The 23,421-nt window shown below is 75.1% G+C and carries 20 protein-coding genes; 5 read left to right on the top strand and 15 right to left on the bottom strand.

Annotation, left to right across the window (positions count from 1 at the left end):
* Positions 1–37 precede the first annotated feature (37 nt).
* From HKK73_RS08765 to HKK73_RS08750, 4 genes are all read right to left on the bottom strand, one after another.
* Entirely contained in the window at positions 38–2,857 is a 2,820-nt protein-coding gene (locus HKK73_RS08765; protein ID WP_076404955.1) for an aconitate hydratase, read from the bottom strand.
* A gap of 210 nt (positions 2,858–3,067) precedes the next feature.
* Positions 3,068–3,301, bottom strand: a complete 234-nt coding sequence (locus HKK73_RS08760) for a hypothetical protein (RefSeq protein ID WP_171467139.1) — start codon at positions 3,299–3,301, stop codon at positions 3,068–3,070.
* 78 nt (positions 3,302–3,379) lie between these two features.
* Positions 3,380–4,633: a class I SAM-dependent RNA methyltransferase gene (locus tag HKK73_RS08755; RefSeq protein ID WP_253705863.1), complete on the bottom strand. Its 1,254-nt coding sequence runs from the start codon at positions 4,631–4,633 to the stop codon at positions 3,380–3,382.
* Between the two features lie 267 nt (positions 4,634–4,900).
* Positions 4,901–6,904, bottom strand: coding sequence for an APC family permease (locus tag HKK73_RS08750; protein ID WP_171467824.1), 2,004 nt, complete (start codon positions 6,902–6,904; stop codon positions 4,901–4,903).
* A 94-nt stretch (positions 6,905–6,998) separates the two neighbouring features.
* Between HKK73_RS08750 and HKK73_RS08745 the strand changes: the two genes are divergently transcribed.
* Both HKK73_RS08745 and HKK73_RS08740 read left to right on the top strand, forming a co-directional pair.
* Positions 6,999–7,652: a TrkA family potassium uptake protein gene (locus HKK73_RS08745; RefSeq protein ID WP_031316042.1), complete on the top strand. Its 654-nt coding sequence runs from the start codon at positions 6,999–7,001 to the stop codon at positions 7,650–7,652.
* The gene (locus tag HKK73_RS08740) at positions 7,652–8,380 is read left to right on the top strand and encodes a TrkA family potassium uptake protein (RefSeq protein WP_051028145.1); all 729 of its coding nucleotides are present in this window, start codon (positions 7,652–7,654) and stop codon (positions 8,378–8,380) included. The genes HKK73_RS08745 and HKK73_RS08740 overlap by 1 nt, the downstream gene beginning before the upstream one ends.
* A gap of 41 nt (positions 8,381–8,421) precedes the next feature.
* Here HKK73_RS08740 and HKK73_RS08735 read toward each other — a convergent pair whose 3' ends face one another.
* From HKK73_RS08735 to dut, 4 genes are all read right to left on the bottom strand, one after another.
* The gene (locus HKK73_RS08735) at positions 8,422–9,333 is read right to left on the bottom strand and encodes a DUF3159 domain-containing protein (RefSeq protein ID WP_081895825.1); all 912 of its coding nucleotides are present in this window, start codon (positions 9,331–9,333) and stop codon (positions 8,422–8,424) included.
* Positions 9,334–9,441: 108 nt separating this feature from the next.
* Entirely contained in the window at positions 9,442–9,816 is a 375-nt protein-coding gene (locus HKK73_RS08730) for an OB-fold nucleic acid binding domain-containing protein (RefSeq protein ID WP_034652381.1), read from the bottom strand.
* A 1-nt stretch (position 9,817) separates the two neighbouring features.
* The gene (locus HKK73_RS08725) at positions 9,818–10,561 is read right to left on the bottom strand and encodes a DUF3710 domain-containing protein (RefSeq protein ID WP_171467823.1); all 744 of its coding nucleotides are present in this window, start codon (positions 10,559–10,561) and stop codon (positions 9,818–9,820) included.
* 106 nt (positions 10,562–10,667) lie between these two features.
* A complete protein-coding gene (gene dut / locus HKK73_RS08720; protein WP_034652386.1) occupies positions 10,668–11,144 on the bottom strand; it encodes a dUTP diphosphatase in 477 nt (158 codons plus the stop codon).
* Positions 11,145–11,216: 72 nt separating this feature from the next.
* Between dut and HKK73_RS08715 the strand changes: the two genes are divergently transcribed.
* Complete coding sequence (locus HKK73_RS08715; RefSeq protein WP_034652389.1) at positions 11,217–11,732, top strand: DUF3093 domain-containing protein; 516 nt, start codon at positions 11,217–11,219, stop codon at positions 11,730–11,732.
* A gap of 137 nt (positions 11,733–11,869) precedes the next feature.
* Here HKK73_RS08715 and HKK73_RS08710 read toward each other — a convergent pair whose 3' ends face one another.
* The 3 genes from HKK73_RS08710 to HKK73_RS08700 form a co-directional block, all read right to left on the bottom strand.
* A complete protein-coding gene (locus HKK73_RS08710; RefSeq protein ID WP_021483601.1) occupies positions 11,870–12,169 on the bottom strand; it encodes a DUF4193 domain-containing protein in 300 nt (99 codons plus the stop codon).
* Between the two features lie 277 nt (positions 12,170–12,446).
* Entirely contained in the window at positions 12,447–13,298 is an 852-nt protein-coding gene (locus HKK73_RS08705; RefSeq protein ID WP_232422900.1) for an inositol monophosphatase family protein, read from the bottom strand.
* Positions 13,299–13,301: 3 nt separating this feature from the next.
* Positions 13,302–13,955 (bottom strand): trimeric intracellular cation channel family protein, encoded by a 654-nt coding sequence (locus tag HKK73_RS08700; protein WP_085388037.1) that lies wholly within the window; start codon positions 13,953–13,955, stop codon positions 13,302–13,304.
* A 277-nt stretch (positions 13,956–14,232) separates the two neighbouring features.
* Between HKK73_RS08700 and sepH the strand changes: the two genes are divergently transcribed.
* The gene (gene sepH, locus HKK73_RS08695; RefSeq protein ID WP_171467821.1) at positions 14,233–15,369 is read left to right on the top strand and encodes a septation protein SepH; all 1,137 of its coding nucleotides are present in this window, start codon (positions 14,233–14,235) and stop codon (positions 15,367–15,369) included.
* Positions 15,370–15,382: 13 nt separating this feature from the next.
* Here the strand turns inward: sepH and HKK73_RS08690 are convergent, their stop codons facing one another.
* The 4 genes from HKK73_RS08690 to HKK73_RS08675 form a co-directional block, all read right to left on the bottom strand.
* Entirely contained in the window at positions 15,383–16,024 is a 642-nt protein-coding gene (locus HKK73_RS08690; protein WP_021482148.1) for a thymidine kinase, read from the bottom strand.
* A gap of 70 nt (positions 16,025–16,094) precedes the next feature.
* Complete coding sequence (locus HKK73_RS08685; protein ID WP_171467820.1) at positions 16,095–17,297, bottom strand: alkaline phosphatase family protein; 1,203 nt, start codon at positions 17,295–17,297, stop codon at positions 16,095–16,097.
* On the bottom strand, positions 17,294–17,887 hold the full coding sequence (locus HKK73_RS08680) for a DUF5998 family protein (RefSeq protein ID WP_043652060.1): 594 nt from the start codon (positions 17,885–17,887) through the stop codon (positions 17,294–17,296). The genes HKK73_RS08685 and HKK73_RS08680 overlap by 4 nt, the downstream gene beginning before the upstream one ends.
* A 74-nt stretch (positions 17,888–17,961) precedes the next feature.
* Positions 17,962–20,715 (bottom strand): GNAT family N-acetyltransferase, encoded by a 2,754-nt coding sequence (locus HKK73_RS08675; protein WP_171467819.1) that lies wholly within the window; start codon positions 20,713–20,715, stop codon positions 17,962–17,964.
* A gap of 246 nt (positions 20,716–20,961) precedes the next feature.
* On the opposite strand from HKK73_RS08675, the gene HKK73_RS08670 reads away from it, so the two are divergent.
* A complete protein-coding gene (locus HKK73_RS08670; protein WP_171467818.1) occupies positions 20,962–23,412 on the top strand; it encodes a DNA topoisomerase (ATP-hydrolyzing) subunit A in 2,451 nt (816 codons plus the stop codon).
* Positions 23,413–23,421 lie beyond the last annotated feature (9 nt).

The raw sequence follows: 23,421 nt of genomic DNA, 5'->3' as shown, positions 1-23,421 counted from the left end.
GGCCGGGGTGGACGCGCCGTCGGGACGCGCGTGCGTGTCAGGCGACGAGGGAGCGCAGCACGTACTGCAGGATGCCGCCGTTGCGGTAGTAGTCCGCCTCGCCCGGGGTGTCGATGCGCACGACGGCGTCGAACTCGACGCTCGTGCCGTCGGGCTTGGTGGCCGTGACCTTGACGGTCGACGGCGTGGTGCCGTCGTTGAGCGCGGTGATGCCCTCGATGTCGAAGGTCTCCGTGCCCGCGAGGCCGAGCGACTCGGCGCTCTCCCCCGCCGGGAACTGCAGCGGCAGGACGCCCATGCCGATCAGGTTCGAGCGGTGGATGCGCTCGAAGCTCTCCGTGATGACGGCCTTGACGCCCAGGAGCGCCGTGCCCTTGGCCGCCCAGTCGCGCGACGAGCCGGAGCCGTACTCCTTGCCGCCCAGGATGACGAGCGGGGTGCCCTGCGCGGCGTAGTCCTGCGCGGCGTCGTAGATCGTGTCCTGCGCGTCCTTCACGAAGTTGAAGGTGTAGCCGCCCTCGACGTTGTCGAGGAGCTGGTTGCGCAGGCGGATGTTCGCGAACGTGCCGCGGATCATGACCTCGTGGTTCCCGCGGCGCGAGCCGTAGGAGTTGAAGTCGCGGCGCGCGACGCCGTGCTCCGCGAGGTACTTGCCGGCCGGCGAGTCCACCTTGATGGCACCGGCGGGGCTGATGTGGTCGGTCGTCACCGAGTCGCCGAGCTTCGCGAGCACGCGCGCGCCGGAGATGTCCGTGACGGGCGACGGCTCCATGCCCATGCCGTCGAAGTACGGGGGCTTGCGCACGTAGGTCGACTCGGTGTCCCACGCGAACGTGTCGCCCTCGGGCGTCTCCAGCGCGCGCCAGCGGTCGTCACCCGTGAAGACGTCCGCGTAGTCCTTCGTGAACATGTCGCGGTCGATCGACGCGTCGATCGTCGCCTGGACCTCCTCCGGGGAGGGCCAGATGTCCTTGAGGAAGACCGGCTCGCCGTGCGGGTCGGTGCCCAGGGGCTCGCCGTCGAAGTCGAAGTCCATCGTGCCGGCCAGCGCGTAGGCGATGACGAGAGGCGGCGACGCGAGGTAGTTCATCTTCACGTCGGGGTTGATGCGGCCCTCGAAGTTGCGGTTGCCCGAGAGGACCGAGACGACCGAGAGGTCGTGCTCGTTGACCGTCGCCGAGATCTCGTCGGCGAGCGGGCCCGAGTTGCCGATGCACGTGGCGCAGCCGTAGCCGACCAGGTGGAAGCCGAGCTTCTCGAGGTACGGCCACAGGCCGGCCTTCTCGTAGTAGTTCGTCACGACCTGCGAGCCGGGCGCCATCGACGTCTTGACCCACGGCTTCGACGCGAGACCGCGGTCGACCGCCTTCTTCGCGAGCAGGGCCGCCGCGAGCATGACCGAGGGGTTCGACGTGTTGGTGCACGACGTGATCGACGCGATGACGACGTGCCCGTGGTCGAGCTCGGTCGTCGTGCCGTCCTCGAGCGTGACCGGGACGACCTTGTGCGGGCGCTTCGCGCTGTCGGCGTGGCCCGGCGCGACCGGCTGGTCGGACGGGTCGTCGTGCGCGGCGGCGGCGATCGGGTCGGACGCCGGGAACGTCTCCTCGACGGACTCGTCGAGACCCGTGAACGGCGCCGCCTCCTGGGCGTCGACATAGTCGAGGATCGCGGACGCGAACGACTCCTTCGCCTCGCCCAGCTCGATGCGGTCCTGCGGGCGCTTCGGGCCGGCGATCGACGGGACGACCGTCGAGAGGTCCAGCTCGAGGTACTCCGAGAAGACGGGCTCGACGTAGCCGTCGGCCTCGGGGTCGAGCCACAGGCCCTGCTCCTTGGCGTACGCCTCGACGAGCGCGAGCTGCTCGTCGCTGCGGCCCGTGAGGCGCAGGTAGTCGATCGTCACGCCGTCGATCGGGAAGATCGCGGCGGTCGAGCCGAACTCGGGGCTCATGTTGCCGATGGTCGCGCGGTTCGCGAGCGGCACCTGGGCCACGCCCGCGCCGTAGAACTCGACGAACTTCCCGACGACGCCGTGCTGGCGCAGCATCTGCGTGATGGTGAGCACGACGTCCGTCGCGGTCACGCCCGCCGGGATGGAGCCGTTGAGCTTGAAGCCCACGACGCGCGGGATGAGCATCGAGACGGGCTGGCCGAGCATGGCCGCCTCGGCCTCGATGCCGCCGACGCCCCAGCCGAGCACGCCGAGGCCGTTGACCATCGTCGTGTGCGAGTCGGTGCCGACGCACGTGTCCGGGTAGGCGCGGAGCACGCCGCCGACCTCACGGGTCATGACGGTGCGCGCGAGGTACTCGATGTTGACCTGGTGCACGATGCCGGTGCCCGGGGGGACGACCTTGAAGTCGTCGAAGGCCGTCTGGCCCCAGCGCAGGAACTGGTAGCGCTCGTGGTTGCGCTGGTACTCGAACTCGACGTTGCGCTCGAACGCGTCCGAGCGGCCCGCGACGTCGATCTGGACCGAGTGGTCGATGACCATCTCGGCCGGCGCCAGCGGGTTGATGCGCGACGGGTCGCCGCCGAGCTCCGCGACGGCCTCGCGCATCGTCGCGAGGTCCACGACGCACGGGACACCGGTGAAGTCCTGCATGATCACGCGCGCCGGCGTGAACTGGATCTCGGTGTCCGGCTGCGCGTCCGGGTCCCAGGACGCGAGCGCGCGCACGTGGTCCGCGGTGATGTTGGCGCCGTCCTCCGTGCGCAGGAGGTTCTCGGCGAGGATCTTCAGGCTGTACGGGAGGCGCTCGACACCCTCGACGGCGGAGAGGCGGAAGATCTCGTACGAGTTCTCACCGACCTCCAGCGTTCCCTTCGACCCGAACGTGTCGACGCTGCTCACTCGTAGCTCCTTCGTGGCGAGACGGTGGCACGGATGCCATGGTTCAGGGGGCTTCGCCCAGACTACGCCGGGCCGGTGCGCCGCTCCGGCCGCGTCCCGGAGGACGGGCGGGGCGGTGGCCAGCGGCTCGTCCACGACCCGCTGCGACCTGCACCGCGACCAGCATACCCCATATATCTTGACGTCAAGATATATGGGATCGGCGCCGGCTCAGAGGTCGCAGTCGCACAGGACGTTGAGCTCGACGACCTGCTCCCCCTCCTCGGGCCGCGCCCACGCCTCCGCCTCGGCGCGCGACGCGAAGCTCCGGCCCACGAGCCGCCCGTTCGGCATCAGGACCCCCACGCCGACGACGTCCCGGACGTCGTCCGGACCGTCGCCGGTCCCGTCCTGGCTCGCCGCCCGGACGACCGTCCGGCTCCTCGTCGCCGCCGTGCTCGTCATGCGCGCCTCACCGTCCGTGCTCGTAGGGGCCTCCCCCTCATCATGCGCCCGTGGCGGGGCGCCCGCGCCGCCACGCGGTCAGCGTGTGAGGACCGCCACCGCCTCCAGGTGGTGGGTCATGGGGAAGAGGTCGAACGCACGCAGCGAGGTGAGCCCGTAGCCGTGCTCCGCGAGGTACGACACGTCGCGCGCGAGCGCGGCCGGGTCGCACGCGACGTAGACGACGCGCGACGGCTCGCGTCCCACGACGGCCTCGACGACGGCGCGCCCGGCACCGACGCGGGGCGGGTCGAGCACGACGACGTCCGCGCCGCTCCCGTCCTGGGCGAGCACCTGCTCGACCGGCCCGTGCCGCAGCTCGACCCGGTCGAGCCCGTGCGCGTTGCGCCGGGCGTCGCGCACGGCACGCTCGTCGCCCTCGACCGCGAGCACGGTGCCCGCGTCCCCGACGGCGGCCGCGAGCGGCGACGTGAACAGCCCGGCGCCCGAGTAGAGGTCGAGCACGCGCGCGCCGTCGACGTCACCGACGCCGTCGAGCACCGCGCGCGTCAGGGCGGCGGGCGCCTCGCGGTGGACCTGCCAGAACCCGTCCGCGGCGACCCGGAACGTGTGCTCGCGGTCGCCGAGCACGACGCGCTCGGTGACGCTGCGCCGCGCGTTGGGCCGGTGGTCGAGAGACCCCCCGCGCCAGGGCTCGCCGTCGACGAGCAGGACCGGCGCGGACCCGACGGGCGCGACGAGCTCGATCCGGGTGCCCGGGCGCCACGAGCGGGTGAAGACCTTCTCGTGCGCCGCGAGGTCGGCGACGTCCTCGCTCGCGAGCGGCATCGCGTCGAGCGGGAGGACGGTGTGCGAGCGGAAGCGGTGCATGCCGGCGCGGCCGCCGCCGTCGGCCACGAGGTCCACGCGCGTGCGATAGGCGAGGCCGCCGCGCTCGTCGTCCCCCGGCAGACCCTCGACCTCTACCTGAGGGTGAAGATCGTCGAGGTCGACGTGCGCGAGGCGGCGCAGCTGCTCGGTCAAGACGTCGCGCTTCCACCGCCGCTGCGCGCCGAGCGCGACGTGCGCGAGCTCCCCGCCGCCCACGCCGCCCGGTCCCGCCTCGGGCCACGCGGACGGCACGCGGTCGGGCGAGGCCTCGAGGACCTCGACCGCGTCGGCGCGCCAGAACTTCGCCGCGTCGCCGCCCTCGGTGACACGGGCGCGCACGCGCTCGCCCGGCAAGGCGTGCCGCACGAAGACGACCCGGCCCTCGTGCCGTGCCACGCAGTGACCGCCGTGCGCCACCGGGCCGACCTCGAGCTCGACCTCGACCTCAGGTCGAGGGAGCACGCGCGGCGACTGCCGGGTCTGCCGGCCGGGTCGGCGGCCGGACCGGCGGGGCGCGCGCTCGGGACGACCCGCGCCGGGGTCGGACGGTCGGTCGGAGGGCACGACAGGACCACGCGAGGAGGACGGCATGCCCCCCAGTATCCCGGACTCTCCCGCGCGCTCCCCCCGCACTCTCCCCCGGGCTGCCGCCGGCCCCCCGCCGCGGACGCGCGAAGGCCCGGCCCCGACGTCGGGACCGGGCCTCCTCCGGGAGTCGCGCCGGCGCGATCAGTACCCCGTGAAGCGCTGGCGGAAGCCCTCGCCCTCGAGCCCGGTCTGCCCCTCCGTCGACGAGAGCTGCCACGGCACCGACGCCACCACGACGCCCGGCGTGAAGAGGAGCCGGCCCTTGAGGCGCAGCGCGCTCTGGTTGTGCAACAGCTGCTCCCACCAGTGCCCGACGACGTACTCCGGGATGTAGACGACCACGAGGTCGCGCGGGGACTCGCGGCGGACCGACCGCACGTACGACAGCACGGGGCGCGTGATCTCGCGGAACGGCGAGTCCAGCACGCGCAGCGGCACCGGGAGGTCGAGGGCCTCCCACTGCCGCATGAGGTCCTCGACGTCCTCGGCGTCGACGCCGACGGTGACGGCCTCGAGCACCGACGGCCGCGACGCCCGCGCGTACGCGAGCGCCCGCATCGTCGGGCGGTGGATCTTCGAGACGAGCACGATCGCGTGCACGCGGCTCGGCAGCGCGCGGGCGGCCGCGGCGTCGTCGCCGAGCGCGAGCTCGTCGCGCACCGTGTCGTAGTGCTTGCGGATCGACTTCATGAGCACGAAGACGATCGCCATCGCGAGGATCGCGATCCACGCGCCGTGCGTGAACTTGGTGAGGAGCACGATCACGAGCACCGTGCCCGTCATGCCGAGGCCCACGGTGTTCACGACGCGCGAGCGGCGCATGCGGGACCGCTCGCGCGGCTGGTGCTCGGTGCGCAGCGCGCGCGTCCAGTGCCGCACCATGCCCAGCTGGGACAGCGTGAAGGACACGAACACGCCCACGATGTAGAGCTGGATCAGGCGCGTCACCTCGGCGTCGAAGGCCCAGATGAGCACGATCGCCGCGACCGCGAGCGTGATGATCCCGTTCGAGAACGCGAGACGGTCGCCGCGCGTGTGGAGCTGGCGCGGGAGGTAGCCGTCCTTGGCGAGGATCGAGCCGAGCACCGGGAACCCGTTGAACGCGGTGTTCGCCGCGAGCACGAGGATGAGCCCCGTCACGGCCGACACGACGTAGAACAGGATCGGCGCGCCGCTGAACACCGTCTCCGCGAGCTGCCCGATCACCGGGTGCTGCACGTAGTCGACCGGGAGCGGCTCGCCGTTCAGCGAGAGCTGCGCGTGCGGGTCCTCCGCGTAGTGCACGCCCGTCGCCCGGGCGAGGAAGAGGATGGAGAGCATCATCGCCGCCGAGATGCCGCCCAGCAGGGCGAGCGTCGTGGCCGCGTTGCGCGACTTGGGCTTGCGGAACGCGGGCACGCCGTTGCTGATGGCCTCGACGCCCGTGAGGGCGGCGCACCCGGACGCGAACGCGCGCGCCACGAGGAACGCGCCCGCGATGCCCATGAGCCCCTGGTCGAACCCGCTCTCCGCCGTGAGCTCGAACTCCGCGCTCTCCGCCGGGCCGAGGGTGCCGGTGACGTACTGGAAGAAGCCGACGACCGCCGTCGTGCCGATCGCGAGCATGAAGAGGTAGACGGGGATCGCGAAGAAGGTGCCCGACTCCTTCACCCCGCGCAGGTTGACGAGCGTGAGCAGCACGACGAGGCCGATCGCGAACGCCGCCTCGTGGTCGCGCAGCGCGGGGATCGCGCTCGCGGCGTACTGCGCGCCCGAGGAGATCGACACCGCGACCGTGAGCACGTAGTCGACCATGAGGGCCGAGGCGACGCCGACGCCCGCCGTCGGGCCGAGGTTGACCGTCGCGACCTCGTAGTCGCCACCGCCCGACGGGTACGCCCGCACGTTCTGGCGGTACGACGCGACGACCGTGAGCAGCACGACCACGACCGCGAGGCCGACCCACGGCGAGATCATCGTCGCGCTGAGGCCCGCGAGCGCGAGCGTCAGGAGGATCTCGTCCGGGGCGTACGCGACGGACGAGAGCGCGTCGGACGCGAACACGGGCAGCGCGACGCGCTTGGGGAGCAGCGTGTGCCCCAGGTGCTCGGAACGGACAGGCCGTCCGAGCAGCAGCCGCTTCGCGGCATCAGCGATCTCCGACACGAGGCCACATGCTATGCCCGACGGCGCCCGGTCGCGCTGGTGCGCGCCCGCGGGCCCGGCGGGCGGTAGCGTTCGGTGCGTGCACTTCGTGATCATGGGCTGCGGGCGCGTCGGTGCGACGCTCGCCCAGTCCCTCGAGTCGAGCGGCCACTCGGTCGCCGTCGTCGACCAGAACCCCGACGCGTTCCGGCGCCTGCCCGCGGAGTTCACGGGCAAGAAGGTGACCGGCGTCGGCTTCGACCGCGACACGCTCGTGCAGGCCGGGATCGAGGACGCGTACGCGTTCGCCGCCGTCTCCGACGGCGACAACTCGAACATCCTGTCCGCGCGCGTCGTCCGCGAGACGTTCGGCGTCGAGAAGGTCGTCGCGCGCATCTACGACCCGCAGCGCGCCGAGATCTACCAGCGGCTCGGCATCCCGACCGTGGCGACCGTGCGCTGGACCTCCGACCAGGTGCTGCGCCGCATGCTCCCGTTCGGCGCGACCGACGAGTACCGCGACCCGTCCGGGCGCGTGCGGCTCGCCCAGGTCGACTTCCACCCCGGCTGGATCGGCCGCACCGTGCGCGCCATCGAGGACGCGACCGAGGCGCGCGTCGCGTTCGTCAGCCGCTTCGGCGACGGCGTCCTCGTCACCGACCGCACCGTCCTGCAGGAGAACGACGTGCTGCACGTGCTCATGGACGACGAGCGGGCCGCCGTCGTCGAACGCAAGCTCACCCACGCACCGAAGGTCGAGGCCGAGTGATGCGCGTCGTCATCGCCGGGGCGGGCTCCGTCGGCCGCTCGATCGCCCGCGAGCTCCTCAGCCACGACCACGAGGTCATGCTCGTCGACAAGCAGCCCGCGGCGATGCGCGTCGCGCAGGTCGCGGACGCCGACTGGCTGCTCGCCGACGCGTGCGAGCTGTCGTCGCTCGCCGAGGCGAAGGTCGACGAGTGCGACGTCATCGTCGCCGCGACGGGCGACGACAAGGTGAACCTGGTCGTGTCGCTCCTCGCCAAGACCGAGTTCGGCGTGCCGCGCACGGTCGCGCGCGTCAACAACCCGAAGAACGAGTGGATGTTCGACGAGTCGTGGGGCGTCGACGTCGCCGTGTCCACGCCGCGCATCATGACGGCGATGGTCGAGGAGGCCGTCGCCGTGGGCGACCTCGTGCGCATCTTCACGTTCCACCAGTCCGGCGCGGACATCCTCGAGGTGACGCTGCCGCCGTCGTCGCCGCTCCTCGGTCGCCGCGTGGGCGAGGTGCGCTGGCCGGCGGACACCGTGCTCGCGGCGATCGTGCGCGGCACGCGCCCCATCGCGCCGAGCGCGGACGACACGCTCGAGGTCGGGGACGAGCTCTTGCTCGTCACGGGAAACGAGGCGGACGAGGGCGCGCTCGCGCGGCTGCTCGCCGGCGAGGGCGAGGACGGCCCGACGGCGCCGGACGCGCCCGTCGAGGCTCCCGAGCTCGGCGGCGACCTGCTCTGACGGCGCGGCCCGCGCGACGGCGCGGCCCGCGCGACGGGCGGCTACGCCGTGCGCCGCGGTCCGGCGGTCGCGGGGCGGCGCACCAGGATCCACGTGAGCCACAGCACGAGGGCCCACAACGGGATCCCCATGACGAGGCGCGCGGTGCCGAGCCAGCCGACGTCGCCGTCGAGGTACAGCGGCACCTGGACGGCGAGGCGCGCCCCGAAGAGCCCGATCCACAGCCACGTCGCGGCGGTGTAGCGGCGCACGAGCGCGCGGTCCGACCGCCACGCCCGCGCCCAGCGGGCGAACGCGCCGGGCTCTCCCGCGCTCCCGGCGGCCGGCTCGGCGGGCTGCGGCGCGGGAACGTCCGCGCCCTCGCGGGGCTCGCCGTCGGTCGCGTCCGCCGTCGTGCCGCCGGACGCCGTCCCCACGCCGAAGCCGCTGCGGAAGCCCTCCACGACGAGCCCGACGAGCGGCCAGCGGACCACCACGGACACCAGGAGCGCGACGAGGTACGCGGCGTTGGTCCACAGGCCCCACGCGAAGTAGTCCTGCGCCTCCCCCGAGCGCCACGCCCACAGGACGCCGATGCCGACGCCCAGAAGGCCACCGAACGCCTGCGTCACGGGCGTGCGCTGGACGAGGCGCGCGGCGACGGCCACGAGGGCCGCCGCGACGGACGTGACGAGCGCCCAGCGCAGGTTGGTCGTGGCGACGTAGACGACGACGAACACGAGCCCGGGCGCGACGGACTCCACGAGCCCGCGCACGCCGCCGATCGCGTCGGCCACCGAGAAGTCCTCGCCCGCGAGCGCGCGCACGCCGCGGGCGCGGCCGTCCTCGGGCGCCGCGACGTCGTCGACGACCGTCTCGACCACCTCGGCGTCGTGCGCGACGGGCTCGGGCGCGCGGCCCGGGTCGGGGCGCCCGCCCACGGGGCCGCCGGTCGCGTCGCTGCTGCTCGTCATGTCGTGGCGTCCTCGGGGCTCGGGTGGGCGGCGCCGGCGGGAGGGCCGGTGCGGCCGGGTCGGGTGCGCAGGATCGTACGGCACGGCCGTCCACGACGGCCGCCGGGCTCACTCCCCCGGCTTGGCCAGCAGCTCGTAGCGCGGGTTGAAGATGGTGCGGCGGCCGTCGACGTCGCACACGAGCCCCTCGACGAGCGCGCGGCGCCCGGGCTCGATGCCTGCGATCCGGCGGCGCCCGAGCCAGACGAGGTCGACGACGCCGGACCCGTCGAAGAGCTCGACCTCGACGGTCGGCACGCCCTCGCGCGGGCGGAGCACGACGGACCGCAGGACGCCGGAGATCTTCGCGCGGCGGCGGTTCGGCAGCTCTGCCACGGCACGGCAGCCCTTCTGCCGGGCCGCCTCGGTGCGCTCCTCGTCGGCCGCGAGCTCCTCCTGGGAGGCGAGCGCGGTGCGCCAGGCGTCACGCAGGGTGGGGACCATGTCAGCGGATCTCCGTGATCTCCGGCCCACGGGTCAGCGGGTCGAACGACGGCGTCTCGGGGGCACCGGCCGGGGTCGACGCCGGGGCGGCCTCCGGGCCCTTGCCCGGCAGGTGCAGGGTGAGCAGGTCGCGCGGCGGGCGCGGGTTCTGGTCACGCACGACGACGATGTTCGCGAACACGGTCTCGAGCAGACGCGCCTCGGCCGGGTCGACCGCGGCCTTGCCGGTGAGCACGCCGCGCAGGAACCAGCGGGGGCCGTCGACGCCCACGAAGCGCGCGGGCCGCACGCCCGGGCGGCCGTCCGGCGTCTGCGCGGGGATGCGCGCGAGCAGCTCGCGCCCGAACGGGCCCGGCAGGTCGTCGACCGTGCCGCCCTGCTTGGTGACGGACGCCGCGATCTCGCCGCGGATCTCGTCCCAGATGCCCTCGGTGCGCGGCGCGGCGAACGCCTGCACCTGGAGCCCGGAGCCGCCGACCGCGCACGCCACGCCCGTGATGCGCTGGGTCTTCTTGTCGACCTCCATGCGCAGCTCCATGCCCGGCACGCCGGGGAGCCACACCGCGCCGAGGTCGAGGCGCGGGCCGCGCTCGGGCACCTGGGCGGAGTCGTACGGGCCGCGCGCGGGGGCCTCGGCGGCCGCCTCCGGGGCGGGCGCGCCGTCGCCGACCTGCTCGGACGTCGTGCCCGACGGCTCGGGCGACTCGGCCGGCTCGGACGACCTGGAGCGACGGAACAGACCCACGGACGAACTCCTTCACCTGCCCGGCACTCGGCCGGGTCTCCTCACGGGGCGCTCGCCCCGCACTGATTCCACACTAGCCCGCGCAGCGGCGGCCCGGGTGCGCCGGTCAGGGTGCGGGCGTCCAGCCGCCGCTCGACCCGAACCCGCCCTCGCCGCGGTGCGAGCCGGGCAGGCGCTCGGCCTGCACGAACCGCGCCCGCTCGACCTTCTGGACGACGAGCTGCGCGACCCGGTCGCCGCGCCGCAGGACGACGGGCTCGCGCGCGTCGGTGTTGAGCAGCGTCACCTTGATCTCGCCGCGGTACCCGGCGTCCACGGTCCCCGGCGCGTTGACGACCGTGAGGCCGTGCTTCGCCGCGAGACCCGAGCGCGGGTGCACGAACGCCGCGTAGCCGTCGGGCAGCGCGATCGACACGCCCGTCGGGACCACGGCGCGCTCCCCCGGCGCCAGCTCGACGTCGACGGTCGTCACGAGGTCCGCACCCGCGTCGCCCGGGTGGGCGTAGGCGGGCAGGGGGACGTCGTCGAGGAGCGTGATGAGGACGTCGACGTCGCCGGTCGAGGGCTGCTGGTGGTTCGGCACCCGCAGAGCCTAGTGCGCGCGGCGCGCTGCGAGCACGTCGGCCGCGGTGCGCGGGGCTGGGATGATGGACCCATGACCGACGCCGCCGACCGCAGCACCCCGTCCTCGACCCGCGGAGCCGCCGGGACGCCCGGCACCGCGGGCACGGCCTCCTACCGCGAGCGCCTCGTCCCGGGCGTCGGCGGCTGGGCCGCGGCGCTCGGCTTCGCGCTCGTCCTCGGGATCGCCCTGTGGCCGGCGAGCCACGCCGTCGCCCTCGGGGTCGGCGGCCTGGCCGCCGTCGCGGGCGTCGTCGCGCTGTGGTGGACGTCGCCCGTCGTCGAGGTCGCCGACGGCGAGCTGCGCGCGGGGCGGGCCCACGTCCCGGCGTCGCTGCTCGGCCAGGTGACGACGCTCGACGCCGACGCGATGCGCGTCCAGCTCGGCCCCCGCCTCGACGCCCGCGCCTACGTGTGCCTGCGCGCGTGGGCGCGCACCGGGGTCCACGTCGTGCTCGAGGACCCGCAGGACCCGACGCCGTACTGGCTCGTCTCGACCCGGCACCCGCAGCGCCTGGCGGACGCGGTCCGCGCCGCGCACGCCGCCTGAGCGGGGGCGCTCGCACGCGGCGCGGCTGGACCGCTGGACCGCGCGTCCGCGCCCCGCTCGGTCTACAGGCCCCGCGGACGACGACGGCCGCCACCCCGGGGAGGGGGCGGCGGCCGTCGGCCGTGGTGCGCGGAGGGTCAGGCAGCGCACTCCGAGCAGATCTGCTGGCCGTTCTTCTCGTAGGCGAGCTGGCTGCGGTGGTGCACGAGGAAACAGCTCGCGCACGTGAACTCGTCCGCCTGACGGGGAAGGACCCGGACGGAGAGCTCCTCGCCGGACAGGTCGGCACCGGGCAGCTCGAAGCCTTCGGCCGCCTCGGTCTCGTCCTCGTCAACGACGCCCGAGCTCTTGTCGGAGCGACGAGCCTGGAGCTCCTGGAGCGAGTCCTCGCTGAGCTCCTCTTCACTCTTGCGGGGGGCGTCGTAGTCTGTTGCCATCTGTGGGGTCACTCTCCGGAATATCGTCGATCGCGACTGTGCGCGTCCGGACCACCGGCGACGGCCGGTCGTGCCGGGCGGCACGGGTGCGGGGTGCGGGGGCACCCCCTGACGTGTCGTGCCCCGAGGGGGTTCGTGGCACTGCACGCTCATCAATGCGCGGCGCACCGGAATTGTTCCCGGTGGGCCCCCGGATTCTGCACCATTTCCCTGAGTGATGCACCCTGTGGCCGGGCACCCGCCCGGGTGTCGTTGGTCACGGGTGCACGGCACCCCGTCAGGAGTCGGAGTCCGCTCCCGCGTCCTCGAGGATCCGGACGAGCCGGGCGACCGCCTCGGGCGGTCCCGCGACCGTCATCTCGCGGTCCGCGGCGCGACCCCGCAGGCCCGTCACGAGCGCCCCGGCCTCGTGCGCGACGAGCGCTCCCGCGGCCATGTCCCACGGGTTGAGACCACGCTCGTAGTAGAGGTCGAGCTCGCCCGTGGCGACGAGGCACAGGTCGATCGCGGCCGAGCCGAGGCGGCGGATGTCGCGCACCTGCGGCAGCACGTCGAGCAGCACGCGGGCCTGCGCGCGGCGACGGTCGGCGTCGTACCCGAAGCCCGTGCCCACGAGGCACTGGCCGAGGTCGGTCTCGGCGTTGACGTGCACGGGACGGCCGTCGAGGGTCGCCCCCGCTCCCAGCCCCGCCGTCCACGTGCGGTCGTCGACGACGGAGTGCACCGCCCCGGCGAGCACCGTCCACTCCAGCGGGTCGGGCGGGCCGACCACCGCGGCGACCGATACCGCGTACGACGCGACGCCGTAGAGGTAGTTCACCGTGCCGTCGACCGGGTCGATGACCCAGGTGACGCCCGACGTCCCGGCCGAGGCGCCCTCCTCCTCGCCGAGGATCGCGTCGTCGGGGCGGGCGGCGGCGATGCCGCGGCGCAGCAGCGCCTCGGAGTCGGCGTCCATCCGCGTCACGACGTCGGTCGCGGTCGACTTCGTCGCGGCCACCTCGACCCGGTCGGGACGGCCGGAGCGAACCAGCTCGCCGGCCTCGCGCGCGAGGCGCTCGGCCAGGTCGCGCAGGTCGGCCACGGTGACGTCGTCGGGCTGCCGGGGGTCGTCGATGAAGAGGCGCACGGCTCACATCCTGCCCGACCCGCGGCCTGCCCGGCGACCCTCCCACGGGCCGGGCGCGGACCAGCCGAGGCGCAGCGAGACGAGACGGAAGCCGAACACGAGCGCGAGGACCGCCGCCTGCGAGAACGGCCCGAGCAGGTCCGCCTCGGCGAGCGCCGCGGTGAGCGCGGCCCCCGCGAGCGCCGGGATGGCGTAGAGCTGCTTGTCCTGGAACAGCAGCGGCACCTCGTTGGTCAGCAGGTCGCGCAGGATGCCGCCCCCCACGCCCGTGAGCACGCCCGCGAAGACCGCGGCGAGCGGGCCGACGCCGTACTCCAGGGCCTTCATGGTCCCGGACAGCACGAAGAGCGCGAGGGCGCCGGCGTCGAGCACGATGATGCTGCGCCGCAGCCGCTCGAGCCGCGGGTGCCAGAAGAACGTGACGACGCCCGCGAGGGCGGCGACGGCCACGAGCCGCCAGTCGGAGATGCCGACGGGCGGGATGGCCCCGATGAGGACGTCGCGCAGGAGCCCGCCGCCCAGTCCCGCGGCCCACGCGAGCACGAGGACGCCGACGAGGTCGAACCGCTTGCGCACCGCGGCGAGCCCGCCGGACAGCGCCGCGAAGAACACGCCGCCGAGCTCGAGGGCGTCGCCGGGCACGAGGTCGAGGATCACCCCCGCATCATCCCAGCCACGGCCCGCTGGGGCCGGGGCCGGGCCGGGGCCGGGCCGGGCCGGTGCGAATGGGCGGCACACCGCGCGTGCTGCGCCGCTCGGGGATGGGACGATGGCACCCTCGAGGGAGCGGTGGCGCGGGCGTCGCGGTCCACGGCGCACGGCGGTCCGGCACGCGGCCGGGCGCCGGACGACCGGGGCGGCACCACGAGCGGCACACGAGCGGCACACGAGCGGCACCGCGAGCGCCACCGGGCGCGGCGACACGGGAGGGTCCATGGACGAGCTGGAGCTGGTGAGACTGCACGAGGACGGGGAGCACCTCGTCCTGCGCGCGACGGGTGGCGCGCAGTTCGTGCTGCCCATCACCGAGGCGCTGCGCGCGGCCGTACGGCGCGACCGCCCGCACCTGGAGCACCTGCGCGCGGAGGGCGAGCGCAACCTCGCCCCGCGCGAGATTCAGGCCCGGCTGCGGGCCGGGGACTCCGTGGAGGCGGTCGCCGAGGCCGCGGGGCTCGGGGTCGAGCACGTGCGCCGGTTCGCCGGCCCGGTCGTCGCCGAGCAGGAGTACGTCGTCGAGCGCGTGCGCGGGCTGCGCCCGGGGCACGACGAGGACTCCCCGACGGTGGGCGAGCTCGTCGCGCAGCGGCTCGCCGCGCGCGACGTCGACGCCGCGGCGGTCGCGTGGACCGCGGCGCGCGCGCACGGCTCCCCGTGGGTCGTGACGGCGACGTTCGAGGCCGGCACCGGCGAGCGGACGGCGCGCTGGACCTACGAGCCGGCGACGCGCGCGCTGCAGGCGCTCGACGACGAGGCCCGCTGGCTCTCCGGGACGGACGCCCCGCGCGACCCGGCGCCGGGGGCCGTGGCGGTGTTCGACGTGGACGCGACCGCGCGCGGCGCCCGCGGCCTGCGGGCCGCACCGCCCGCCGACGACGGGACGGCCGAGCTGCTCGACGACCTGAGCCAGCGGCGCGGCGTGCGCCCGCGCAAGGACCCGGCGCCCGCGGGCGCCAAGGACCCGGCGCCCGCGGGCGACGCCGTCGGGCAGGAGCCGTTCGAGGGCTTCGGTCCGCTCGCCCCGGGCAACCGTGAGCAGGACGAGGACGAGGGCGGGTTCTCCGGCGGCCTGCCCGCGGGCGCGACCGTGGTGCACCTGCCGACCATCCGGCCCCCGCAGGGTCCGGTCCTCGCCGACGCGTCCGAGGACGGCCCCGACGAGCCCGGGCGCCCGCAGACCGCGCCGTCGGGGGAGGCGGGCGCGGACGACGACGCCCCGTCGGCGTCCGACGCCGACGGCGCCTCGAGCACGGTGCGGCCCTCGGCCGCGCGCGAGGCCCGCAAGGGCAAGAACCGGTCGCGCGCGAAGGTCCCGAGCTGGGACGAGATCGTGTTCGGGGCCCGCCCCGAGTGACGCGCGCGGCGCGTCAGCGCGGCAGGTCGAGCGGCAGGCCGTCCTCCGTCGCGTGCCGGCGCGCGACCGCCGTCGTCATGCGTCGCATGTGGTGGCGCCGGCAGAGCACCTCGTAGCCGATCTCCCCCGAGCCGGCCCGGACGTCCCCGACGACGACCTGGTCGCCCTCGACGACCATGCGCCCGTCCACCGTGCGCGCGTTGTGGGTGGCGCGCCGCCCGCACCAGCACAGCGACTCGACCTGGAGGACCTCGACCCGGTCCGCGAGCTCGATGAGGCGTGCGGAGCCCGGGAACAGGCGCGTGCGGAAGTCGGCCGTGATGCCGAACGCGAAGACGTCGATCTCCGTCTCGTCGACGAGGCGCGCGAGCTGCTCGACCTGCGCCGGGGAGTAGAACTGCGCCTCGTCGCACACGAGGTAGTCCACGGGCACCGGCTCGGCGGTGACGAGCGACCAGAAGTCGGTGTCGTCGTGGACCTCGCGCGCGACGACCTCGAGCCCGAGGCGCGAGGAGAGCCGGTCGGACCCGGCGCGGTCGTCGCGCGAGAAGATCAGCCCGCGCCGGCCGCGCGCGGCGTGGTTGTGGTCGAGCTGGAGCGCCAGGGTGGACTTGCCGCAGTCCATGGTCCCGGAGAAGAAGACGAGCTCTGCCATCGGCGGTCCTCCGCGAGGTCGGTCGGTGCGTCCGCGCCGGGTGGCTCCGGCGCGACGGGACGCGGTCGGGTCAGGTGGCCGCGACGAGCAGCGGCACGCGCATCTCGCGCTCGGTGAGCGAGCCGTGCACGCCCACGAGCGTGAGCGACGCGGGCGTCTGGGTGCGCGAGTCGACGACGGTCGCCCGCCCCCGCAGCGCGACCATCACGTCGCCGGCGGAAGCGACGGCCTCGGGCCGGGGGTCGGGCCCGAGGAAGCCGCGGGCCAGCACCTCGTGCCGCTCCAGCACGAGCGCGTCGTCGCCGAGGACGTCGCGCCAGCGCGCGGCGACGGCCGCCGTCTGGCCGGGCTCGGTGTACACGTGGACGGCGCGCGGCTCGCCGCCGACGAGCTCGACGCCACGGGCGAGCGCGGGGTCGGTCGCGACGTCGCGGCGCAGCGCCGGGTCGACGTCGACCATGCCGTGGTCCGCGGTGACGAGCACGAGCGTGCCGCGCGGGACCGACCGCACGAGGCGCGCGAGCTCGCGGTCGAGCGCCTCGAGCTCGTCGCCCCACTGCCACGACGCGCTGCCGTGGTGGTGGCCCGCCTTGTCCACCTCGCCCCAGTAGAGGTAGACGAGACCGGGCCGGGACAGCGCGCGGACGGCCGCGTCGACGCGCCCCGCCAGCGGCTCGGCGGCCGCGTACGTGCCGCCCCGCAGCGCGGCGACCGTCATGCCCGACCCGGCGAACCGGGCGGGGCCGGTGGACGTCACCGCGACGCCCGCCCCGGCCAGGCGCGCGAGCACCGGCTCCTCGCGCTGGAGCTCGGCGGGCGCGGGCGCGCCCTCCCACGACACCATGTTGGCGAGGCCGCGCGTCACCGGGTTGCGCTGCGTGTACCCGAGCATGCCCGTGCGGCCCGGCGCGGTGCCCGTGCCGAACGCGCCGATCGCGGCGGCGGTCGTGCTGGGGAACGTCGAGGTGAGGGGCCGCGCGTCGGGCAGGAGCGAGCGCAGGAACGGGGCGTGCCCCGCGCGCTCGGCGAGGTTGACGTGGCCGAGGCCGTCGACCAGCACGACGCACACGCGCTCGGAGCGCGGCAGGTCGAGCGCGCCGCGCGCCGTCTCGCTCGCGAGCCCCGTGGCGGTCGTCAGGCCGACGCCGAGCGCGCCCGCGGCGGCGGGCAGGACGGCCGCGAGGCCGCGCGTCCCGTACTCCGGCACGAGCAGGCCCGGAGGGAGCGCCGGGTCGAAGACCGGGGCCGGCGCTCCCGCGGGTGCCTCGCTCACCGGGCGCTGTGCCGGGTGGTCGAGCGCGACAGGGCCCGCGCGAAGTCCACCGCGGCCCGGACGGCGTCGCGGCCCTCCGCCTCGGCGCTCACGCGGACGACGACGTCGTCGGGCGTGATCTGGCCGGTGAGCCCGTGGTCGGCGTCGCACGCGGGGTCGGGGCAGCCGGCGGGCTCGAGGTCGACGCGCGAGACCGCGCCCCAGCCGAGCGCGAGCGTGACCTCGAGCGGCGCGGCGCCCGCACGGTGCTCGTGCGGCTCCGCCACGACGTGGGTGAGCGAGACGGACCGCACCTCGGACAGGGGCACCGCCTCGGTCGTGGCGGCGGCCGAGGCCGACGGGTTCTCGCTGTCCGCCGGGTGGTCGTCGACGTGCGCCGTGACGAGCCGCGTGGGCGTGAGGACGAGCACCGTGAGGTGGCGGCGCACCTCGGTCGCGTCGAACGTCGTCTCCGGGAGCACGAGGTGCGAGACGATCTCCTCCCCCGCGACCGCGAGGTCGAGGACGTCCGCGACGAGCTCCGGGTAGTAGCCGGCGCGGTGGAGCTGGGTCGTCAGGTCGGTCCAGGCGTTGGAGGTAGCAGAGGGCACCCGCGCATTGTCCCATCCGGCGCCGGGCCGGGGCCACCCGCCGTCGGGGGCCCGGGCGGGTCGCGGTCGGCCCGTCAGCCCGGCAGGGCCCGCCGGAGCGCGTCGGCCCGCTGGGCGTCGGCGAGCGTGACGCGCGCGCTGAGGACCGCGGCCCCGTGCTCCGAGACGACGACGGGGTACAGCTCGAGGCTGCGGACCTCGGGCAGGTCGTCCGCGAGCACGGACACGCGCGCCAGGACGTCCTCGAGCGCGGCGGTGGCCACCACGTGCGTGCCCATGTAGCCGAACAGGCGCGGCGCGGCCCGCACCGAGCGGACCATCGCCGCGACGTCGACGTCGGTCAGGGGCGGCACGCCGTACGCGACGTCGCCGAGGAGGTCGACGGCGTCGCCCGCGAGCCCGAACGAGACGACGGGCCCGAAGAGCTGGTCCTCGGTCGAGCGGACCACGCACGCGACCCCGGCGTCGGCCATCGCCTGGACCTCGAACGGCTCGTCCGCGGCGCCCGGCAGCACGGCCGCGAGCGCCTCGCGCATCTGCGCGAAGTCCGTGCGCAGCTCGGTCTCGTCCGCGATGTCCAGCCGCACGCCGCCGAGGTCGGCCCGGTGCCGCAGGCCTGCCGCGGTGCTCTTGAGCACCACGGGCCAGCCGACCTCGCGCGCCGCCTCGACCGCCTCGTCGGCGGTCCGCACCCGGCGCGCGGGCCAGACCCGCACGCCGTAGCACGCGAGCAGCTCCGCCGTCGTCGTCGGGTCGAGGTCGACGGCGTCCTGACCGGCGAGCGCCTCCTCGACGAGCGCGCGCGCCCGCACCGGGTCGACGCCGGCCGGGCGCACGGGCGTGCCGTGGTCGGCCTCGCGCCAGCGCGCGTAGCGCACGACCGCGCCGAGCGCGGCGACGGCGTCCTCCGGCGTCGAGTAGGCGGGGACGCGCACGGGGGCCGCCCCGCTCTGCGCCCCCGGGGCCGGGGCCGAGAGCTCGTCGGTGAGGCCGTGCAGGCCGAGCATGCTCGCCACGGTCGTGCGGCCCGTGCGGGCGGCCGCGTCCGCGACGGCGCGCGAGACGTCCGCGCGCCGGGGCCCGACGACCGGGACCTGCACCACGACGACGACGTCGCACGCGTCGGGCGCGTAGAGCGCGCCGACCGTGGCGGCGAGCTCGTCGGCGGACGCGTCCTCGGGCAGGAAGTCCGAGCGCGCGACGACGAGGCCCGCCGAGGACGACGCCTCGGCGACGAGCGCGGCGAGCGACGCGGAGCTCGCGAGGATGCCGACGCGGCGCCCGGCCGGGAGCGGCTGGTGCGCGAGCAGCTGGGCGATGTCGATCATGTGGTGCGTGTTCTCGGCCCGGATGACGCCGGACTGCCGCAGCATCTCCTCGAGCGTCCGCCGCGGCGCGCGCGTCGAGCGGACCGCGTGCCCCGGCGGCACGACGTGCCCCGAGCGCCCCGCCGTCACCACGACCACGGGCTTGACCGACGCGAGGCGGCGCGCGATGCGCGAGAACTTGCGCGGGTTGCCGATGGACTCGAGGTAGAGGCACACGACCTGCGTCGCGGCGTCGTCCTGCCAGTACTGCATGAGGTCGTTGCCCGAGACGTCCGCGCGGTGCCCGGCGGACAGGAACGACGACACGCCCAGGCCGCGCCGCGCCGTCGTCGCGAGGAGCGTCACGGCCATGGGCGCGGACTGGCTGAACAGGCCCACCACGCCGGGGGCCGGCAGGTCGTGGGCGAGGGTCGCGGCGAGCGCCGGGCGGTCGGGCGCGTCGCCCGTGCGCAGCAGCCCGTAGCTCGCAGGCCCGACGACGCGCAGGCCCGCCGTGTGCGCGACGCGCAGGAGCTCGCGCTGCAGCGCGAGCCCGTCCGGACCCGTCTCGGCGAAGCCGGCCGACAGCACGACGACGCCGCGCACCTCGAGACGCGCGAGCCGGCGGACGGCGTCGATCGCCGCGGGCGGGGGCAGCGCGACGACGGCGAGGTCGACGGGACCGGGCACGTCGGCGAGGGTCGCGGACCACCGCTCCTCCCCCGGGCCGCGCGCGGCCCCCACGACGTGGACCGTCACGTCGCTGCGCTCGAGCGCGGCGAGCGCGCGCTGCGCGAGCAGGCGGTCGAGGGCCTCGCCGTCGTGCTCCGCGCGCGCGTCGGCCGGGGCGTCGGGGCCGACGAGCACGACGCTCGTGGCGCCCAGCAGCCCCTGCATGCTCCGGGCCTCCGCGCGGTGCTCGCGGTCGGCCATGACGGCCCGGGACCGCTCCGTGGGGTCGAGGTCGACGCTGACCTGGACGAAGCCGTCGTCCATCTGCTGGCGCACGTCGTACCCCGCCTCGCGGAACACCGCGAGCATCTTGCCGTTCTGGGGCAGCACCTCGGCCGTGAAGCGGCGCACGCCGCGCTCGCGCGCCGCCGCGGCGACGTGCTCCAGCAGCACGGAGCCCAGGCCCCGGCCCTGCGCGGAGTCGGCGATGTTGAAGGCGACCTCCGCCTCGGCGGGGCCGGTGCGGTCGAATCGTGCGACCCCGATGATGTCCTCGCCGCCGTCCCCGGGGGCGCCGTCGCGCGGGCGCACCGCGACGAGCGCGACGCGGTCCACGTGGTCGACGCGCGTGAAGCGCTCGAGGTCGCGCTCGGACAGCCGTTCCATGGGCGCGAAGAACCGCAGGTAGGTGGAGCGCTCGGACTGGCCGACGTGAAAGCGCTGGAGCGCGTCGGCGTCCTCGGGGCGGATGGGCCGCACGTGCGTGGTGGTCCCGTCGCGCAGCACGACGTCGGCCTCCCACTCCACCGGGTACCGGTCCGGGTCCCGCCCCGGCGCGCCGTCGTCCACGACCCCAGGCTATGCGGTCGCGCGCGCGGTGCGCCTGCGCCACCCCGGCCCGCGCCGGGAGGACAATGGTCCCGGCAGGCAGTCCCGGCACGTGCCACGGCAGGCGCCGTGGCACGGCGTGTCGGACGCGTGGCGTACCCTCGCGTGCGGCACGCAACCGCAGCACCCCGGCCGGCCCAGCACCGGCCACGACGGCACAGACCCCGCGCCACCGCGGCGCACCGAACGGCAGGAGCCCGCAGGCCCATGGCGCGCAAGTCCTCGACCCCCTCGATCGACCCGGCCGAGGTGAACGAGAAGATCGTCGACGTCGACGTCCAGGCGGAGATGGAGACGTCGTTCCTCGAGTACGCCTACTCCGTCATCTACTCGCGCGCCCTGCCCGACGCGCGGGACGGCCTCAAGCCCGTCCAGCGCCGCATCCTCTACATGATGGCCGACATGGGGCTGCGCCCCGACCGCGCCCACGTGAAGTCGGCGCGCGTCGTCGGCGAGGTCATGGGCAAGCTGCACCCGCACGGCGACGCCGCGATCTACGACGCACTGGTGCGCCTCTCCCAGGACTTCTCGCTCCGGCTGCCGCTGGTCGACGGGCACGGCAACTTCGGAACGCTCGACGACGGCCCCGCGGCCTCCCGGTACACCGAGGCCCGTCTCGCGCCGCCGTCGCTCGCGATGACGGCGGGGCTCGACGAGGACGTCGTCGACTTCGTGCCGAACTACGACAACAAGCTCCAGCAGCCCGAGGTCCTGCCCGCCGCGATCCCCAACCTGCTGGTCAACGGCGCGTCGGGCATCGCGGTCGGCATGGCGACCAACATGGCGCCGCACAACCTCGTCGAGGTCGTCGCCGCGGCACGCCACCTCGTCGCGCACCCGGACGCCGACCTCGAGGCGCTCATGCGGTTCGTGCCCGGCCCGGACCTGCCGACGGGCGGCAAGATCGTCGGCCTCGACGGCGTCCGGGACGCCTACCGCACGGGCCGCGGGACGTTCCGCACGCGCGCGACCGCACGCGTCGAGAGCCTCACGCCGCGCCGCAAGGGCATCGTCATCACCGAGCTGCCCTACCTCGTCGGGCCGGAGAAGGTGATCGAGAAGATCGCCGAGGGCGTCAAGACGAAGAAGATCCAGGGGATCACGGCCGCGACCGACCTCACGGACCGCGAGCACGGGCTGCGCATCGTCGTCGAGGTGAAGACGGGCTTCAACCCCGAGGCGGTGCTCGAGCAGCTCTACAAGTTCACGCCGCTCGAGGACTCGTTCGGCATGAACAACGTCGCGCTCGTCGACGGCCAGCCGCGCACGCTCGGCCTGCGGGAGATGCTGTCGGTGTGGGTCGACCACCGCATCGACGTGGTGCGCCGTCGTTCCGCGTACCGGCTGCGCAAGCGCTCCGAGCGGCTGCACCTCGTGGACGGCCTGCTCGTCGCGATCGTCGACATCGACGAGGTCATCCAGGTGATCCGGTCGTCCGACGACACGGCGACCGCCCGCGGCCGCCTGCAGACGGTGTTCGACCTGTCGGAGCCGCAGGCGGAGTACATCCTCGAGCTCCAGCTGCGCCGCCTCACCAAGTTCTCGCGCATCGAGCTCGAGAAGGAGCAGGAGACGCTGCGCCGCGAGATCGAGGAGCTCCAGGAGATCCTCGGCAGCGACGCACGGCTGCGCGCCGTGGTGTCGGGCGAGATGGCGGACGTCGCCAAGACGTACGGCACCCCGCGCCGCACGATCCTGCTGGAGTCCGCGGGCGCCGCACCGACGACGACCGCGGCCGTCCCGCTCGAGGTCGCCGACACCACGTGCTGGGCGCTGTTCTCCGCGACCGGGCTGCTCGCCCGCACGAGCGACGAGACGGAGCCCGCGCGCTCGGGGCCGCGCGCCGCGCACGACGTGCTGCGCGCCGCCGTCCGCACGACCGCGCGCGGCGAGGTCGGCCTCGTCACGAGCCGGGGCCGCATGCTGCGCGTCTCGGTGCTCGACCTGCCCGCCCTCCCGCCGACGGACAACGCGCCGAGCCTGTCCGGCGGCGTCCCGCTCAGCGAGGTCGTCGCGCTCGAGCCGGGCGAGGACGCGGTGACCATCGCGTCGCTCGACCCCGACGCTCCCCCGCTCGCGCTCGGCACCGCGCAGGGCGTCGTCAAGCGCGTCACCCCGGGCGACGTCCCGGGCAACCGCGACGAGTGGGAGGTCATCGGGCTCAAGGACGGCGACACCGTCGTGGGCGCGGCGCCCGCGACGGACGCCGACGAGCTCGTGTTCGTCTCCAGCGACGCGTCCCTGCTGCACTTCGACGCGTCCGCGGTCCGGCCCCAGGGCCGCCCGGCGGGCGGCATGGCCGGCATCCGGCTCGCCGACGGCCAGCGGGTCGCGTTCTTCGGCGTCGTCCCGGCCGACGTGCGCGACCTCGGCGTCGTCGTCACCGTCGCGGGGTCGTCCGACGCGCTCCCCGGGACGCAGACCGGCGCCGGCAAGGTGACGCCCTACGAGCTCTACCCCGGCAAGGGCCGCGGGACCGGCGGCGTCCGCGCGCACCGGTTCCTCAAGGGCGAGGACGCGCTCATCCTCGCGTGGGTCGGGCAGGGCCCGGCACGGGCCACGGGGTCCGGCGGGCAGTCGGTCGACCTGCCGCCGGTCGACCAGCGCCGCGACGGGTCGGGCACGCCGCTCGCGTCGCCGGTCACCGCCGTCGGCTAGCGCGGCCGC

This window comes from Cellulosimicrobium sp. 72-3, assembly GCF_013127315.1.
Classification (GTDB): Bacteria; Actinomycetota; Actinomycetes; order Actinomycetales; family Cellulomonadaceae; genus Cellulosimicrobium; species Cellulosimicrobium funkei.
Note: the sequence above shows the minus strand (reverse complement) of the source record. Positions and strands in the feature narration are given on the sequence as shown.